The sequence below is a fragment of the Polynucleobacter arcticus genome (assembly GCF_013307205.1).
GTDB lineage: Bacteria > Pseudomonadota > Gammaproteobacteria > Burkholderiales > Burkholderiaceae > Polynucleobacter > Polynucleobacter arcticus.
Map to the genome: position 1 here is coordinate 828,842 of NZ_CP028940.1, position 19,429 is coordinate 848,270.

Sequence of the window (19,429 nt, forward strand, 5' to 3'; positions counted from 1 at the left end):
GTCGTTGAGCTATATATCTATTGGCTTACAGGGATATATCAGCAGTAAACACAATAACAATTTTGAGTAACTATTTTGCTCTCACGAGCAGGCAACAAAGATGTAATTTTTTTGAAAAATTCTGTAGCAAAAATTCTCGATCAATTTGCATTTTCGTTTGCAAAAACGAAGGGGATTTTTGTCGTCAAAAAATCACGAATCATTGCTGGATTGCTGGTGCTCAGTCAATGTAATTTTGCGATCTCGCAAACCGCAGTTAATGCACTCCCAACTGGTGGAAATGTAGTCGCTGGAAGCGCAACAATTTCACAAACACAAACAGCCAATTCTGAGACGATGAACATCAACCAAACTTCACAGCGTGCCGTTGTGAATTGGGATAGTTTTAACGTTGGCAAAAATGCCCAGGTCAATTTCAATCAACCGAATGCACAAGCAGTTACTCTTAATCGCGTGACAAGTGCAAGCGCATCGATGATTGATGGCGCAGTGCGGGCAAATGGACAAGTTGTACTAGTGAATCCAAACGGTGTGACCTTTGGTAAGGGTGCCGACATCAATGCAGCTGCTGTAGTAGCTACCACCATGAACATCGCAAACAAAGATTTCATGGATGGAAAATCGACCTATAAAGGCAATGGAAAAGGGGCGGTCGTAAACGAGGGAAAAATCAGCGTAAATGACCCTAACGGATACATCGCTCTTTTAGCCCCAGAAGTTCGCAATGAAGGTTACCTTTTGGCCAAAAAGGGACCCAATAATGGGGTAGCTTTAGCTGCTGGTGAGCAAATTACCCTCGATTTCCGGGGTGATCAGCTGATTTCAGTCAATGTGGACAAGGCAACCTACGGTGCCCTGATCGAAAATAAGCGGGTTATCGAGGTTTCAGGGGGTCTGATTGTGGTGGCCGCCGGATCTGCGAACCAGCTCATGGGCTCCGTGATTAAGAACACAGGCCGCATTTCAGCGTCTACCATGGTGAACAACGGTGGGGTGATCGAATTGGTTGCTGCCAACGTGACCCAGGCCGGTACAGTGGCTGCAAATGGCAAGGGAGCCAATTTCAAGGGTGGTCAAGTCAATATCGTGGGTGAGAACATCACTTTGGCCCAAGACTCCAAAACTACAGCTACCGGTAAAGCGGGTGGTGGCAATATTGAGATTGGCCTAGGTAGAACTCAGGCCACTAATGTAAATCAAGCGCCAGTTCAGGCTGTTGCTCTAGCCGCTGCTCCATTGGCTGCAGCAACTACTATGGAAGATCGTCAAGTTGCCATCAAGCAGGTAGCTGCTGTTGCAAGTGAAGTTAAGCAATTAGCAAAAACAGCCACTGTTGAAGCCAATGCAAAAGTAAATACATCCGCAACACAAAATGGTGATGCCGGAAACATTGCGATTTGGTCAGAAGTAAAAACTACGGTTAATGGAATTCTGAAAGCAGTAGGCGGAGCACTTGGTGGTAATGGTGGCTTTATCGAAACCAGCTCTAAAGGAAGTGTTGTTCTTGGTAAGCAATTTACGGTGGATACCAGTGCAACAAATAAAAATACTGGCAAGTCTGGATTGTGGTTCTTAGACCCAATTGATTTAGTTATTGACTCCGGTGCTGCGAATGTGATTTCTGCTGCGCTCTCACGTAACAACGTCACGATTGAAGTCAATGGCAATGTCTGCCCAAGCCTTGGTGGCTGTACGCAGAACGGTAGTGGCAGCTTGACGATTGCTAGTGGCGCTGACATCTTGAAGCAGGGCAATACACTCACCACATTGAAATTAAATTCCTCTGGAATATTTAATCTCAACGCCAATATTTCTGGTGAAAACTTAAACGTCATCATCAACAGTTCAGTTGCATTTTTAAACGTTGGTACAACGATTAGCGCATCGCAAGTAACAGTACAAGCGCAAACAATTTATGCGAACGGCACGATCAATGCTTATGGTGTGAGTGGTGTATCAACACCATTAGGTGCAGCGATCCAATTGCTTGCACAAGCTCTCTATGTTTCTGGAAGATTGAATGTTGCAAGTAACGTAAATACAAGCAACAACACAAACACGAGCACAAATACAAACAGCAACACCAACACAAACAGCAACACAATTACCTATAACGGTAGTGTGATTCGTGAAGAAGACTTGCCTGCGTTCTTAACTGCACAAAATAATGCAAGTAACAACGCAAACAACGCAAACAACGTAAACAGCACAACAAATGCACTCGATGTAGTGTATTCAAGTACTGCTGCGAACGATGCAGTAGCAAACCGCATCAATACACAGACTAATGTCATCTATTTGAATGCAGTAAATGACATCACTCTCTACAGCACTGCAGAAATCAAGGCAAATGGCACCACTGGTGGCTATGTCAACATCACTGCACAAGCCTTTAACGCACAAAGTGGTTCACTCATACAAGCCAACGGCAACAACGGCCCCGGTGGAGTTATCAACATAACAACTAGTGATGTACACCTCTCAGGAGCGATCAGCGCCAATGGCGCAAACGGTGGCTCTTTTGCGCTTTCTGCCCAAAACGCCCAAATTGATGCTCAAGCAGTCGTTCAGACCAATGGCTCGAATGGCCCTGGAGGCACCATATCTATTGATGTTTCACAAAATATTGATTTTGTCAATAGTGGTTTATACGCAAATGGCAGCACAGACGGCGGAAGCATCCGCATCCTCAGTCGTGCTGGCAATTTAAGTCTCTTTGATTCATTAATTCAGACCAACGGCTCAAACGGCCGCGGCGGCAGTATTGGAATTTCAGCTTTCAATCAAACCATTCTCAGTAATACATCAGTTGAAGCGAGTGGCTTTATTAAAGGTGGCACCATATTAATCGGCAATGATGCGGAACATGGCACATTGCCTTTTTCTATTTATACGAGCATCGATTCTTTAAGCAGTATTTCTGCAGTGTCAACAAACACCAGTGCCTTATCAAGCGGCGGCTTCATTGAAACCTCCGGTCAAGCTATTAATCTACTTTCAAGTGTTAATGCAGGAAGGGGTGGGATGTGGTTGATTGATCCAAATGACATCATTATCGGCTCAGGCGCAACTTCTGGCGGATCATTGCCTAACTTTACGGCAGGTGCTAGTAGTTCGGTAGTGAATGCTTCAGCCATTTCTACTGCATTAAATGGGAATAACAATGTAACGATTAGAACCGCCGATGGTTATATCAAAATCGAGGCAAATATCGTAGCAAATTCCGATGCCAGCCTGACCATTTCTGCTCAAGACTATGTTTGGATCGCATCCGATGTAAAGATCTGGCTTAACTCAACTAGCTCTACAGCGACAGGCACATACTCTCGGACCAATAGTCTTGGCAGTCTTATCATCGGTGGACCTTCCGTGAGTACTTTGGTTAATATTAATACGGGTGCTGTCAACTCCGAATGGAAAACTAACTCTGCATTCTATGCGAACGGTGGTGCAGCTACAAATGCCAGCGATGCCTTAGCCGGAGTATTCGTCGGTAATGGTGGAGTAGCTGAACTACAAGTTGGTCTTGGTAGCGTCGTTTTGGCGGGGGCAAACTACTCCACTGCTTCTGGTTGCGGCTTTGCAGGCACGTCATGTAGCTCCAATAATCAAAATATGGGAGTGATTGTTTTTTCTGGCTCTACGATAAGCGGTAAAAATGTTTATTTGCTTGCACAATCCTCAGGTACTACTGCCACCCAAATCGGGTATGGTTCGAGTGCATCTTCAGTATTGACGGCTACTGAACGAATTAGTGTCTATTCAACATCCGCAAGTGCAAATACAAGTGGCGGCTACTACTCGTATGGAGTATTTACCAATGGCTCTACTTGGAATGCGCCGACAATTAGTATTGCTGGTTACGCTCTAAATGGCAGCTTATACCAATCAGGTGTTGCACTTGGCTGGTATAACACTTCGGGTGCAAGTGCCAATACATTCACTACAGATAATTTTTTACTAACAACAGACAGATTAACTCTTGGGTCAACAGCAACTACAGTTTCATGTCGCAGCGCATGTAGTGCTTTTAACTTATCTGTTTCAACTGCAACCACAACTGGTACAACACAATTCCAGGTTTATAACAATTTGAATTCACCTGTTGATGGAATTTCAGGGTTATTTGGCTTTAATAAACTTACCTTGCCATCAATGACTTCAGGAGCTCCCTACAAATCGTACTCAGCAACACAGCCAGGGGATATAACAATTAGTTCCGCCGTTTACGCCAGCACGATTTTATTAACAACCATCGGCCAAATGAATATCAATGCAAATCTAATTGCAAGCGCATCTACTGGCACAGTGAATATTAGTGCTGGAAATTTTAATGCGTCTAATCCAACTATTACAGCTACTAACATCAATATTATTGAAACCAGTGTGACATCTTTAGTAAATTTGAATACCAATTGGATAAACGGAACCATAAATCTTAATAACAATGGCAGCTTGCAATTAACCACTCCAGCCAATTCTTATTTTGCTTTGACAGCAAATATTGCCGGTACTGGCGGAACAACTGCTGCAACAGTTACGTTGACATCTTCAAATGCTGGTGCAATTCAGTTTGGAGGCACTAATACCTATACTGGCGTAACCACAATCAATGGGGGAACGTATGTAAATGCGTACAATGGGTGCGCACTAAATGCTGTATGCACTACTAAAAGTTATTTTTTAGTAAATGATGGCGGAATATTTCAATATGTAGGCAATAGTTATTTCCATGTTAATACTGCATCAGACCATGTAATTACTGCTAATACAGGTAGTACTATTGATTTAAATGGTATTTCTGTTACGGATAGTGGTTCTCGTTATTATGGCGTGAAGCTCAATGGCGGAACCCTAACCAATACATCAGCAACTGCAGCGGTTTTAAATAACACTTACAGTAACGCATTCTTATTTAGTAGTGATTCTGCAATCGGTGGCAGCAATGGAAATATCACTATTCAAGGCCCAATATCTGGTTCGGGCGGCCTTACAAAAACTGGTTCAAATACTGTTACTCTTTCAGCAGTTAACACCTACTCCGGTGGTACACGGATTAACGCCGGAACGCTAAATGCAGGCTCTTCTGGTGCGCTTGGTAGTACAGGCACCATTACTTTTGGCGGCGGCACATTGCAGTACAGCGCAAGCAATACTACGGATTACTCAAGCCGCTTTAGTACCGCAAACTTTCAAACATTCAGTATTGATACAAATGGCCAGTCAGTCACTTTGGGTGGCTCCATTCAAAGTGCTGGTGGTAGTTTGACTAAGTCAGGATCTGGCACATTAATCCTAAGCGGTGCAAATACCTATGGAGACGGTAGTGGTACAGCAGTGAATGGCGGTGTTTTGCAAGTCAGTAGCGATGGCAATTTAGGTGGTAGCGGTAACGTTAGCTTGAATAATGGCGGGACTTTAATAGCCACATCATCATTTTCAACTGCTCGTTTCTTTGTGATACTCGGTAGCGGAAATGTAATTAACGTCGCAAGCGGCTCAACCTTAACGATGACTGGCATTGTTTTCAATGGCATTGGTACCTCAACACTGAACATTGGTGGCACAGCTACCGGCGGTGTTTATACGGGAACGCTTGCCTATTACCTCAGCAATAGTTCGTTGAATAACTTAAATATCTATGCCGGTACTGTTTCTATTGATAGCAACAACTCTGCACTAAGTGGCACATTATCTCTATATGCCGGCACATTGCTGGCAAGCTCTACATTTACGAGTACTAGTGCCATTTCAGCGGCTGGTGGAACCATCTCGGCTGCAGCGGGCACAACACTCACCTTGAGCAATGCCATCAGTGGTGCTGGCGGTATCAATATAGGTGACTCTACTAATACTGGTACGGTAGCGCTTTCTAGCACTTCGAATGTATTTACTGGTGGTATGAATGTTAACTATGCAACTTTAAGTGTTGGTGCGCAAACCAATGTACCAAGTACTAACATTATCACGCTCACCAATGGTGCGACTCTTTTAGCTACCGCTACCACTACCCTTGCTAATAACATCGTGCTGGGAACGGGTGGTGGAGTAATTGCAGTCAATGGCTCTTCCAATACATTAACCTTGTCTGGCACGATGACGGGTGCTAACGCGGTTCAGTTCGGAACAAGCGCTAATACTGGAGCCATTACCTTGACAACAAACAAAGCATTTACAGGAGCTATGACGGTTAGTGCCGCTACAGTTAATCTGACTGCTGTTTTGTCAACAACCACTATTGGTATTTCAGGAAACGGTACGCTTGCAGTAACAGGTGGTGGCGTCAATCGAATTAATGCAGCAAGCATTATCACTATTAACAATGGAACTTTTGCTAATAGCCAAACTGGTAGCGGAGCAATTGGACAGACTATGGGCTCATCATCCGTAATTAATTTGAACGGAAATGCAACTGTCAGTCTTACTGGAGCGGGAGATACATGGGGGTCTATTTCTGTTCAAGGCCTCACCATTAATTCATCTGGCTCTGGAAATTCCATCACTGGTGGCTCGCTAGCGATCTACAACACAGGCTTAACTATTAACGTAGCAAGTGCTACATCACTGACGATCAGCTCTCCTTTGTTGAACTCCAATGGTACTGCTGGCCTGTATACAAAAACTGGTGCTGGCACACTGATTCTGACTGGCGCAAATACCTACACCGGCGTAACCACAATATCTGAAGGTACTTTGCAGATTGGTTATAGCAGCACAACCGGTACTCTAGGTTCAGGCGGTGTTACCAATAATGCTGCTCTTGTGTTTAATAGAAGCAATGCTATTACAGTTAATAATATTATTTCCGGTACAGGTACCGTGACGCAGAATGGCTCTGGTACTACAACGCTTGGTGGCGCCAATACCTATACGGGTAGCACAACAATCAACGCAGGTATCTTGACTAATGCTTCATCAACAAGCACAAGAACATCGAACTTCATTATTAATAATGGCGGTACGTATAAGATAGCTTCCACCAATGGATTTCCAAATAATCCGACAAATGGTTATACGTTCATTGTTAACGCTGGTGGCACCCTTGATCTAAATGGCGTAGGCTGGTTGGACGGTGGTTCTACTGGATATGCCATTCAAATTAATGGCGGCGCGTTATCTAATAGCTCAGCAACAGCAGCCACTGTGACTATGGGGTATTCAGCAACCCCATCTAGGCAGATTGTCCTCGCTGCAAACTCTAGCATTGGTGGTGTCGGAAATATCACAATCAATGGCGTCATTAGCGGCGCATTTAGCTTAACCAACTCTAATTCTGGGGTTGTTGTCCTTGGTAGCGCCAATACCTATTCGGGTGGCACCATCATCAATGCTGGCACAGTACAAATTAGCTCTGATAGTAATTTGGGAGCTGTACCAGGCTCAGCCGCTACAAGCGTCACTATCAATGGCGGTACTTTATTGGCCAGCGGTCAAAGTGCAGCATTTACGATCAATACAAATCGAGGCATTGCTATCGGCGCTAGTGGCGCAACTATTAATAATGCCAATGCTACCTATGCAGTTACGGTGGGCGGAATTATTTCAGGTTCCAATACGCTCATCATTAACTCTGGCAGTTATACAGGTACTGTCATTCTGTCAAATGCCGCCAATACTTATTCCGGTAATACGACCATTAATGGGGGCACCTTACAAGTAGCATCTGCTGGGACACTCGGTAGTGGATCTTATGCTGGAAACATCAGCATTGCATCAGGCGCATTCTTTAAATATTCTTCATCAGCAACACAAGCGCTTTCAGGTCTAATCTCTGGTGCGGGTACATTTACAAAAGATACTGGTACATCTGTCTTAACAATTTCAAATGCCAACACTGGCTTTACGGGTCCAGTCAATGTGAATGCTGGTACCCTAGCAATCTCCAATCTAAGTGCCTTGGGTGGTTCTTCGGGCGGACTGGTAACGATTGCTTCAGCCGGAACCCTTGATTTGCAATCTGCCGGAACAGTCACTTTAAATTCTTTATCGATGGCTTCTGGAGGTGCAATTACCAATTCCACTGCTAATTCAGCGCTCACTATTACCGGTGTTAGCACTTTGGCAGGCGCTATCACTACTGATGGCCTGCAAACATACACTGGAGCAGTAACGCTAGGTGCAAATACAACATTAACCACTACCTCAGCACCTGTTTACTTTACCTCGACAATTAACAGTGTTTCTGGATCTAATTATTCATTAACCATTTATAACAGTAGCGGTACCAATACGTTTACCGGAGTGGTGGGTGGTACAACACCTTTATCTGCTATCTCTGTATCGGGAACGAGCACTTTGCTAGGTTCTGTAACAACTAATGGTGTTAGCGGTCAATTATGGAGTGGCAACTTAACTATCGCAGGTAATGTAACGCTCTCTAGTAACAACGGCCCAGTCACGGTCAATGGGACCATTACTGTTGCGCAAGGAAAAAATATATTGCAACTGAATCGCTCTGGCGCCTATAGCATTACGGTTGCTGGAGTTGTTACCACGGGTACGGCTGGATCCTCTGCTGTGACATTGCCTGGTGGTGCGGGAACACTTTCTTTTGCATCAGGAACAGGAACGTATTCATGGACTGCACCTGTTAACGTCATTACAGAGTATCTAGTGGTTGCTGGCGGCGGTGGTGGTGGTGGATATTATGGCGGTGGTGGCGGTGGTGGCGGTGTTCTTACTGGCACTTTGACTTCAAGTTCAGCTGTTGTGTTTACGGCGGCCGTTGGGGCAGGTGGTTCATATATTAATCAAGCTGGAACGGCTGGCGGAACCGGTGGTAACTCCACCTTGGTTCAATCCAGCTTAGGTTTGAATATCTCTACTATTGGTGGCGGTGGCGGTGGCGGTAGCGGCTTTGATGGGGTCAGCGGCGGGTCAGGTGGTGGCGGATCAGTTAGTTCAGTAGGTGGTACAGGAACTAGTGGTCAGGGCTATACAGGTGCTGCAGGCGGGGACTCGCGCGCAGTTGGCGGTGGTGGTGGTGGCGCCGGTGGACCTGGCGGCGCAACGGATGACTGGAATATTGTGGGTGGTACTGGCGGCCCAGGTCTTGCCTCAACTATTACCGGTAGCACGGTTTACTACGGAGCAGGTGGTGGTGGTGGATCAGGTGCTTGGGGTGGTGCTGGCGGTCAAGGCGGCGGCGGTGTGGGTGCAACGGGTTATTTAGTCGGCGGAAATAATCAAAGTGGTGATGGTGCTGGCTACGGGAGTGGCGGCGGCGGCGGTTCGGGTAATCCACAGGGTGGAACTGGCTCTGCGGGTACTGTGATTCTGTCTTCATACACCGCTTACACTTTTACCGTTAACTCGGGCACTGGAAAAGTAACACTTGCTAATAACGTAAATTCTTCAACAGCTAATTCTAGCTCCCTTAAATCGATCGCCATCACCTCATCCAATGCGGCGAACATCATTAGCGGAAATATCTATGGCACCACACCTTTACAATTTAACGGTTCTGGTACCCTACAGTTAAGCGGTGCAAATACCTTTACTGGTGGAACAACAATATCTGGTGGCATCCTGTCTGTTACATCTGGAGGTGCTAGTGATAGCAACCTATCTAATGGAGCTGTGACGATCGGTGGCGGTACCTTGTTACTGACTGGTGGCGGAACAGTTAGTAATAATATTGTTTTGACCACAGGTAGCAATAAGATTGTGACCGCTGATAGCACAACCGGAATATTTGGTGGTGTAATTTCTGGGGCGGGTACTGGTGCGCTGACTATTGGCGATACTAATTACTACGGCACCACCGTACTACAAGGCGCTAATACATACACCGGTGGCACAGCGATATCTGTTGGCTTGGTGAGGGCGGCTAGCTCCACAGTAGGCGCCATTACTTCAGGGCCATTTGGTACAGGCACTGTAACTATTACCAGTGCTTCAGGTAGTAACGGCGGCAGAATTGATTTATATGGTCAGACCATAGCAAACAATTTAAATCTTTCCACTTCAGGCACCAATGGTGTCATTGTGAATTCCTCCACTGCAGCTACCGCGAGTGGCAACATCACTTTGTCATCGAGTACACCAATTGGTGGTGCTGGTGATTACGCTCTAAGTGGAATTATTTCAGGCGCTTACTCTCTAAACGCTAAAGGTTCAAATACCATAACGCTCTCCGGTGTAAATACCTACAGTGGTGGTACTACCATTACATCAGGAACCCTAAAGCTAGGTTCCAGCTCCACGGGTTCTACCTCCTCCATCACCAATGGCCCATTAGGAACCAATACAACTATTGCCTCTAACGTCATTAGTAGTGATGCTAGCTTAGACATTAATGGTAAGACTTTATATAACCCCCTAACAATTAGTGGTACTGGTATCTCAAGCGCCGGTGCGTTGATCAATAGTAATAGTACTGGCGGAACCTTTGCTGGTCTTATAGCTTTGGGCGCTACATCATCGATTGTTGGCAGTGCCGGAACCATTAGCTTAACTAATACTGGAACAATTAGTGGCGCCACTTCTGGGCTCACATTAGGCGGTGCGCAGGGCGGTTCTATCGCTTCTATTATTGGTACGACCACTGGTTTCTTGACAAAGGTTGACGCGGGGACTTGGACCTTATCAAAGGTCAATACTTATAGCGGAGCTACAACCGTATCAGGGGGTACGTTAGCTTTATCTATTACTGTAACTACGCCTTCCAATATTAATCTCTCAACCTCTGCTGTAACAGTTAATGGTGGCACGCTGAAGGTTACCCATCCTTCAGTGGATGTGACGATAAGCTCGCTCACCGTTGGCGCTAGTGGTGGAACTATTATTCCAATCAGCAGCTGCTGTGCTTTAAATATTTCTTCTCTTACTACAACTGCCGGTGGTTTGATGACTATTGGTGATGGTAGTAGCACGGGGTACCTTCGTTTGACATCGGTGTCCACCATCAGTGGTGGTCTATCCGTCACTACAGGTAGCACATTGCAGCTTAATAATAATGCTACAGCCACTATTGCTGGTGGTACGTTTACTAACTCCGGAATCATTAATACCAATAGTCCAACGAATACCCCAACTCTAGCTTTTGCTAATACCGCAATTAATACCCTTGGTACCATTGCTTCTGGGGTTGCAATTTCAGTTGGTAGCACTTCTGGTGTGAAGTTCTCTACCAATGGCTCAAATAACTATGGCACGATGACCGTCTCTAGTGGCGGCTTTATTGATTTAAATGGCATATCTACATCCGGCAATGCGATCTCAATAGCGGGATCTGGTAATACGCTCAATAGCAGTAGCGGAGCTTTAATTAATAGCAGCGCTTCACCAGTGACCAAGGCCGGAACAGTAACGATGACTGCCGCTAGTACTATCGGTGGTACGGGCAACATCACTTTAAGCGGTGCTATCGGCGGTGCCTTTTTGCTAACTAAAGCCGGCGCTAATACTCTCACTTTGGCAAGCAATAACACCTATTCTGGCGGCACTACTATTAGTGCTGGCACTCTTGCGGCAGGCAATGCTACCGCATTAGGTACAGGCGCTGTTACTGTTGGCTCTTCAGGCGTGCTTGATTTAACTTACAGTGGTACGGTAACTCTAGCATCTACGCTTTCGATGAGCTCCGGATCTGCTGTTACTAATAGCTCTAATACATCTAATTTATATGTTACGGGCGCTAGTACTCTTGCAGGCGCTATTAATACTTTAGGTAATCAAACCTATTACGGCGCAGTTGCTCTCGGTATCAATACAACCCTCACAACTCGCAATGGTGCGACTAATACTAATGGCGCTATAACGTTTAGCTCAACAGTAAATGGCACTGTGGGTACAGAAACCTTGACCATTAACAATGGTAGTGGCAACGTTATTTTTGGCTCAACCATCGGTAGTTCAACTGCGCTAGGCTCACTGACAATTACTGGTGGCGGCTCATCAACAGCGCAGACAACGACTCTGGCCGGTAATGTTACGACGGCAGGCAATCAAACTTATGGTGGCAATTTAGCACTTGCTGCAAGTGTGACTCTAAATTCGACTGCAAATAGCAGTAATGGCGATATTGCGATAGCGGGTAACGTGACTGCAACGAGCGCCACCCTAACTCAATCTATTATTAAATTCCTGGGTGCCGGCTCCTACTCATATTCAACTAACGGAGGCCTTGCTTTCTCAACTCCGGTGACTGCGACCTCCACACCAACTGTGATTACGGGTATCGGTTCAATATCGTTTAGCAGCTCTAGCTATAGCTTTACGCCGGTCGGACTTGTGAGTAATGAATTGTTGGTTGCGGGCGGTGGCGGTGGCGGTTGGGGTCCTGGTGCCGGTGGCGGCGGTGGCGGCGGTGTCATCACAAGTACGAGTGCCTTCACTGTAGGATCTACTTATTTAATTACTGTGGGTTCAGGGGGTTCAGGCGGTACTGGTAATAACTCCAATGGCGGTACTTTCTTAAACTCAGCAACAAATGGTGGTAACTCAAGCATCACTGGCACGGGCGTTAGCCTCACAGCCAATGGTGGCGGGGCAGGTTCATCCTACGCGCAAAGTAGTTCAAGTGGCTTTGCCGGCGGTAATGGTGGTGGCGCTAATAGAGTAGGCACCAGTGGCGGAGCGGGTAATCAAGGTTATGCCGGTGGCGCTGGTATTGCTGTTGGTTGGCCAAATTACGGCGGTGGCGGCGGTGGCGGTGCTGGAGGGCTGGGATCAAATGCAGTTTCTGGACAGGCTGGTAATGGAGGGGTTGGTATCGTCAACACCATAACTGGCACTAGTACTTATTATGCAGGTGGTGGTGGTGGCTCAGGATTGGGTGGTGATGCTGGAGCATCTCGTCCTGGTAGTGGTGGTAATGGTGGTGGCGCAACTGGTTCGGCCAATAGTAGCGCTCCAAATGCCGCAACTGTAAACACTGGCGGCGGTGGCGGCGGTGGCGGTTATGCAGGGGGAGCCTTTGGCTCTGGTAGTTCAGGTGGCTCTGGAATTGTCGTGATTACTGAAACCACTCCAAGCAGCGCACTCGTAATTAGTGCTGGCTCTGGTAGCAGCACTATTGGCGGAACAGTTTCCAATCTCACGACACTGAGTATTAATTCCAAGTCCAGCGTATCTTCAGTTAGTGGTGCTATTAGCGGAACTACAGCGCTGAACTTGAATACTGCTGCTGGCTATACCGGTTCTAACTCTACTGCTGCAGTATTAATTCTAGCGGGCACTAATACCTTTAGCGGCGGCACTACATTGAGCGGTGGAACCTTGAAGGCAGGAAGCACAACGGCTTTCGGTGCTGCAGCTGGAGCAATCACCGTTGGCAGTGGTGCGGCACTGGATCTGAATGGTAAAACTCTCGCAAATGCGAATTCATTGACGATTAATGGCTCAGGTATTAGTAATACAGGGGCATTAACCAACTACAGTGCAACAGCTGGGACCTATATTGGTGCTGTGACATTGGCTAGTGCATCTCTAGTTGGTGCTAGCAATGGCGCCATCACCATCAGTGGTGCAATTTCTGATTCAAGTAATTATGGCTTGGCTTTAGTTGGCTCCAATGCAATTACTCTGAGTAGCGCTAGCAATACCTTGTCTGTCATTGCATCTAGTTCTGCTGTAGGCGCAATCACAGTGCTCAATAATGCCGCTCTAGAAATTGGTACGGTGACAGCTGGCAACACTTATAGCGGTTTGAATTCAGCCGGTACTATCTCTGTTCAAACTATTACTGGCAATTTAACAATTTCTCAGTCTATTAATACAAGTAGTCCTGCAGGAACTGCATCTTCACCCAATCTCTTATTTGCAGCAGCTAAGAATGCAAGTACTGGAAGTACAACTTACAACATCCTATTAAGTGGGTCGCCAGCAATTACAATGGGGGCAGGTGGCATTGCAGACTTCTATTCTGGATCATCTAGTTTGAGTACTGGGCTGGCTAGCTTTATTTCCCTTCAGAATCCCAATTCAGTTGCCAACGCCTCAACTACCTCTACCCAGCCAAGTACCGCTGGATTCAATGCTGTTTATCGTGAAAATGTTATTTATATTGGAGTGAGTGGGTCTAGTTATTACGGCAGCACCCCGGTATTAAGTTATCAAGAATGTACTACTGCTAGTTGCTCTAGCTTAGTTGCAAATCCTTCCGGCTTAACTGGTACGGCCATTTGGTCTGGGTCTGCTCCAACTTCTACATCCAATGCTGGATCTTATTCTCTAACTTACGTATCTGGTTTATCAGTTTCTGGATTTGCCGTGCTGGCCGCAAATGCCCAAAACTTTGTCGTTTCCCCAGCTGTGTTAACAGTGAATTTGAGTGCAGTCTATAACGGAACTACAACCGTAATTCCAGCGGCACGCTCTCTGACAGGAGTGAATGGTCAAACCATTACTTATGTATCAGCTAACGTTGCCAGCAAGGATGTGAGTAGCGCTAATAACTACGTCACTAGTTTAAATAGCCCATCTATCTCCAGTGGAAGTCTATCCAATTACACAATCAATGGCATGACTAGCTTGGCAAGTAATTCCAGTGGTACATATGATGCTACCTCCAATGCGGTGACAATAACCAAAGCCACCTTAAGCGTGACTGCCGCTGCCAAGACCAAGGTCTATGGCGATGCCAACCCGACACTGACTGCCACCATTGCCGGTTATGTCAACGGGGAGAGCGCTTCAGTTATTACGGGTACACCAGCGATTAGCACGACTGCAACCCAGTACAGCAATGTGGCTAGTTACACCATTACGCCAGCAGCCGGCACGCTAGCTGCAAGTAACTACAACTTTAGCTATACCAATGGCGCATTAAGTGTGACTGCTGCGCCACTGACCATTACTGGCGCTAGCGCTAATCCAACATACTCTGGCTTGGCACAAACCAATAGCGTAGCAACAGTAAATGGTATCAAAGGTAGTACCGATAGCTTTACGATCACCGGCTACGGTACGGGAACTAATGCGGGTACTTATAACGACAGCTTAGTAGCTACTGCTGCAGGTGCTACCCAAGCTACCAACTATGACATCACCATTACCAATGGGGCGCTCACGATTGCCAAGGCAAATGCGACGGTCACCGGTAATAGTGCCAACCCAACCTATACTGGTTTAGCACAATCAGCTACCGGCTTTACTGCTAGCGGTCTGGTGAATGGCCAAACCGCATCCGTCTTAACCGGTGTTACTGCATCTGGTGCTACTGGTACTAACGCGGGTACCTATACCAATACCGTCAGTGGTACAGACAGTAACTACAGCCTCACTTTAGTGAACGGCACATTGACCATTGCTAAAGCCAATGCCACCGTCACTGGTAATGGTGCGAACGTAACTTATAACGGCAGCGCGCAATCGGTCTCGGGCTTTACTGCTTCTGGTTTACTCAATGGTCAAACTGAATCCGTCTTAACCGGTGTCACTGCCTCTGGTGCTTCTGGCACGAACTATGGCACTTACACCAATACAGTTGCTGGTACAGACACTAACTACAACCTGACTTTAGCCAATGGCACCTTATCGATTGCTAAAGCAGGCTTGACAGTGACTGGTACTAATGCCACCCCAACTTACTCTGGCTTGGCACAAACCAATACCGCTGCTACTGTGACTGGCGTCCAGGGCAGCACCGATAGCTTTACGATTAGCGGCTACGGTACTGGCACCAATGCGGGTACTTATAACGACAGCTTAGTAGCGACTGCAGCAGGCGCTACGAGCGCAGCGAACTACACCATTAGCTATACCAACGGCACCTTAACTATCGGTAAAGCCACCTTAAGCGTGACTGCCGCTGCCAAGACCAAGGTCTATGGCGATGCCAACCCGACACTGACTGCCACCATTGCCGGTTATGTCAACGGGGAGAGCGCTTCAGTTATTACGGGTACACCAGCGATTAGCACGACTGCAACCCAGTACAGCAATGTGGCTAGTTACACCATTACGCCAGCAGCCGGCACGCTAGCTGCAAGTAACTACAACTTTAGCTATACCAATGGCGCATTAAGTGTGACTGCTGCGCCACTGACCATTACTGGCGCTAGCGCTAATCCAACATACTCTGGCTTGGCACAAACCAATAGCGTAGCAACAGTAAATGGTATCAAAGGTAGTACCGATAGCTTTACGATCACCGGCTACGGTACGGGAACTAATGCGGGTACTTATAACGACAGCTTAGTAGCTACTGCTGCAGGTGCTACCCAAGCTACCAACTATGACATCACCATTACCAATGGGGCGCTCACGATTGCCAAGGCAGCTTTAGTGGTGACTGGCACTCAGACCTATAACGGTACTACTGTATTTAGTGCTTCCAACTTATCTGTTGCTGGTGTTAATAGTGAGATTATTACTGCGACAGGATCTGCAGATTTATCTAGTAAAAATGTACAAACTAACCAACCTTTATCCAATATCAATGGATTGACTTTAGTTCCTGGAGCTGGAGTTTCTCTGGATAATTACCTTCCATTCACGGTAGCAAATACCGCAGTTAGTGTCACTGCTTTACCGATTTCCTTGATAGCGCCTACGATCACTAAGGTTTACGATGGTGGTTATGCATATAGTGTTACCGCCGCTGATTTAACTAGCATGTCGACACAACTGGTTGGTGGTGATAGGGTGGTTGCGGCCTCAGTTTCATTTGCGGACAATACCGCTGGCAGCAACAAGCAGGTTGATTTGTTATCGGCCACTATTAATGATGGTAACAGCGGTGCTAACTATAACGTTTCTCGCACAAGCTCAAATACGAGCGTGATTTCTAAGGCGTTATTGAGGATTGCTGCAGTTAATGATGCTAAATTTGTCTCGCTATCAGATCGTGTTGCTGTTCCGAATGCCGATCCACTATTAAATGATCCTGGCTATGCCGGTGTCCTTATTAATGGCTTTGTGAATGGTGAAACTGCCTCTAATTTGACTGGTGCTTTAGTGATCACCCGAAGTAATGCTTCCCAGAACTTGGCCAATCCAATTGGCTCTAGTTATGTTGGTGTTCTGCAGCCAGCTGGATATACCTCCGCAAATTACAACATTAGCTATGTCAATGGTGACTTCACCATTGTTCCGGCGCAGACATTGATGATTCGAGTGACATCTGGTGTCGCAGTATCTCCAGGTGTGTATACCAATCTCGCTACAGTTGTTTATGGCAATACGCCAAATTATCGCGTTTCTGCCCAGTACCTCTATCTGAATACAACAACCCCAGTGAATTTGCCGGTAGCAAATAACGGTCTATATGTCGTGAATGATGGGGCAGGTGGATCTGCAACATTTGCTATATCTGCTAATTTGGCGGCACAAGGTGCGCAGTTATCTAATGCAGGCTATATCCCTGTAGGTGCTTATAACCTAGTTAACACTGGGACAACGATCGTAGGCCAGAATTTCCTAGCTATGGTGGCGGTGGGTTCTCTGAGCGTAACGCCAATGAAGCTAACCTCAACTCAGTTAGGTGTATCTGGAATATCTAAGGTTTATGACGGCAGTGCTGCCATTACCGGCGCAGGCTCATCACGATCAGGGTCATCTCTGAATATAGATCAACTGACGAGTTCCATATTGAGTAATGATGTAGTTGCAATTGCAGCAACAGGTCAATTCAATAATCAAAACGTCGGTAGCGGCAAAGCAGTCATTATCGACGTGTCCTTGAGCGGTGCAGATGCAGGAAACTATATATTGGTTGATAGCAATAATTTGCCAAGTACCCGAGTCACCGGAAATATCGGGACTATTAGCCAGCTGCCGTCGGTAACTTATGTTGGCACCACAGGTGGCAATTGGTCGAATGCCGCTAACTGGGCAGGTGGTGCGATTCCAACCCTCAATAACGTTGCTAATGTTGTGATTCCAACTGGCCTGACGGTGAACTATGACAGTATCGCTGTAGATGAAATTGCCAGCACGATCAGCAATAACGGCGTGATTAATTTCACGGGCGGGAATAACTTCACCTTCAACAATGCTGTATCTGGCTCTGGTTTACTAAGCTTGTCTGGGGCTGGAGTCACTACGTTCTCTGGGTCTAAGACTCACACAGGTGGCACAAATATCAATGCATCCCAACTAGTCATTGGATCTGTAAACGCATTAGGAGTTGGCTCGGTCACCTCCAATGGTGGATCGATTGGCCTTGCAAGCAACATAGTCTTGCCATCGCTGACCGTAAATGGGCCGGTTACCTTAACCAGTGATATCTACACGACCAACAATCAAGCCTATAACGGAGCAGTAACTATTTCTGCAGGAAATGCAGTTAATAGTGTTATTACTCCAATGGTACTGAGCTCTACCGCAGGAGATATTACATTTAACAGCACATTAAGTGCTGGCTCCGCCTCACTCGGAGCTAAGCGCTCTCTCACTATTAATGTTGGAGTAGGTGGATCAGTGAGCTTTATGGATCGCGTTGGCGCTAATATTGCTGGAGCGGCATATAACCAAGCGCTTTATAACGCATTCCAGAACGGTACGGCTGGAGAGAGTATTTATCAGCTCATCGTTAATGCTGGAACAGCACTCAACCCAGGAACAATCTATATTAAGGGTGATATCACTACCTTTGAGACCCAGACCTATAACGGTAATGTCCGAATTGGAAGTAATGGCAATAATGGCCTAATTCGCACACTCCTGTCTGCAGATCCTAGTGTCACCTTCAATGGTTTGTTGGATGACACCAATTCTGGCACCCATACGCTATTGGTTAGGGCAATTGCAATGCAGGCAGGTCAAAATCCAGTGATCAATTTCAATCAATATGTCGGGTCTATTGCACCTTTGGCTGCATTGGATGTGAAGACTGGAACCCAAACACCAGTCAGCCCAACTACGATCATTACAGACACGTATTTGTTAGCGGCAAATTATTCCGGAAGCATCAATATTGCTGGTGATGTCACTACAACGGGTAATCAAACCTATACAGCTAATACCTACAATTTGGGCGATTCTTCTACGCCCAATAGACAGCAAGCCTTCACCACTAGTGGTGGTGACATTACCTTTAATATTGGTTTGGCAGCCGGAGGAGGAGTGAGCTCTCTAGGCGGTCTGCCAGTTAACTTTGCTCCAAACGGTGGTGTATTAAGTGGTCTATCTGGCTCGGGCTTAAGTTACCAAAACCTATCAGCCATCCCTGGTGTAAATGTATCCGGTAATGAAGGAATCGCAACAGGGACAATCATGGCCTTAATTAAGGCTAGTAAGGACACTAACGACGTTATGCTACGCGGGAATAATGCCCCTAGCTCCGTATCGGTAACTAGCCCAGATTCAGAGTGCAGGGCGTCAGAGGAAGAATGCTTAGGTGCAAAGCCAATCTAAAGAAAAGCTTTCATGATTGGGCCGCTGTATATTCCTTAGGTGATCCTACTGCCCTAATGTAGGTCTAAAACGGCCCCAAAATCTCAAGTTAAATGATCTTTCTATCAAACTACTGGATTCAAATTTA

1 protein-coding gene is annotated in these 19,429 nt (G+C 46.4%); it reads left to right on the forward strand.

Going from position 1 to position 19,429, the window contains the following annotated elements; translation table 11 throughout:
- The first annotated feature begins 111 nt into the window (after nucleotides 1-111).
- Nucleotides 112-19,302 carry a beta strand repeat-containing protein gene (locus tag DN92_RS04265; RefSeq protein ID WP_173960089.1) on the forward strand — a complete coding sequence of 6,397 codons (19,191 nt, stop codon included), beginning with the start codon at nucleotides 112-114 and terminating at the stop codon, nucleotides 19,300-19,302.
- Nucleotides 19,303-19,429: the final 127 nt, after the last annotated feature.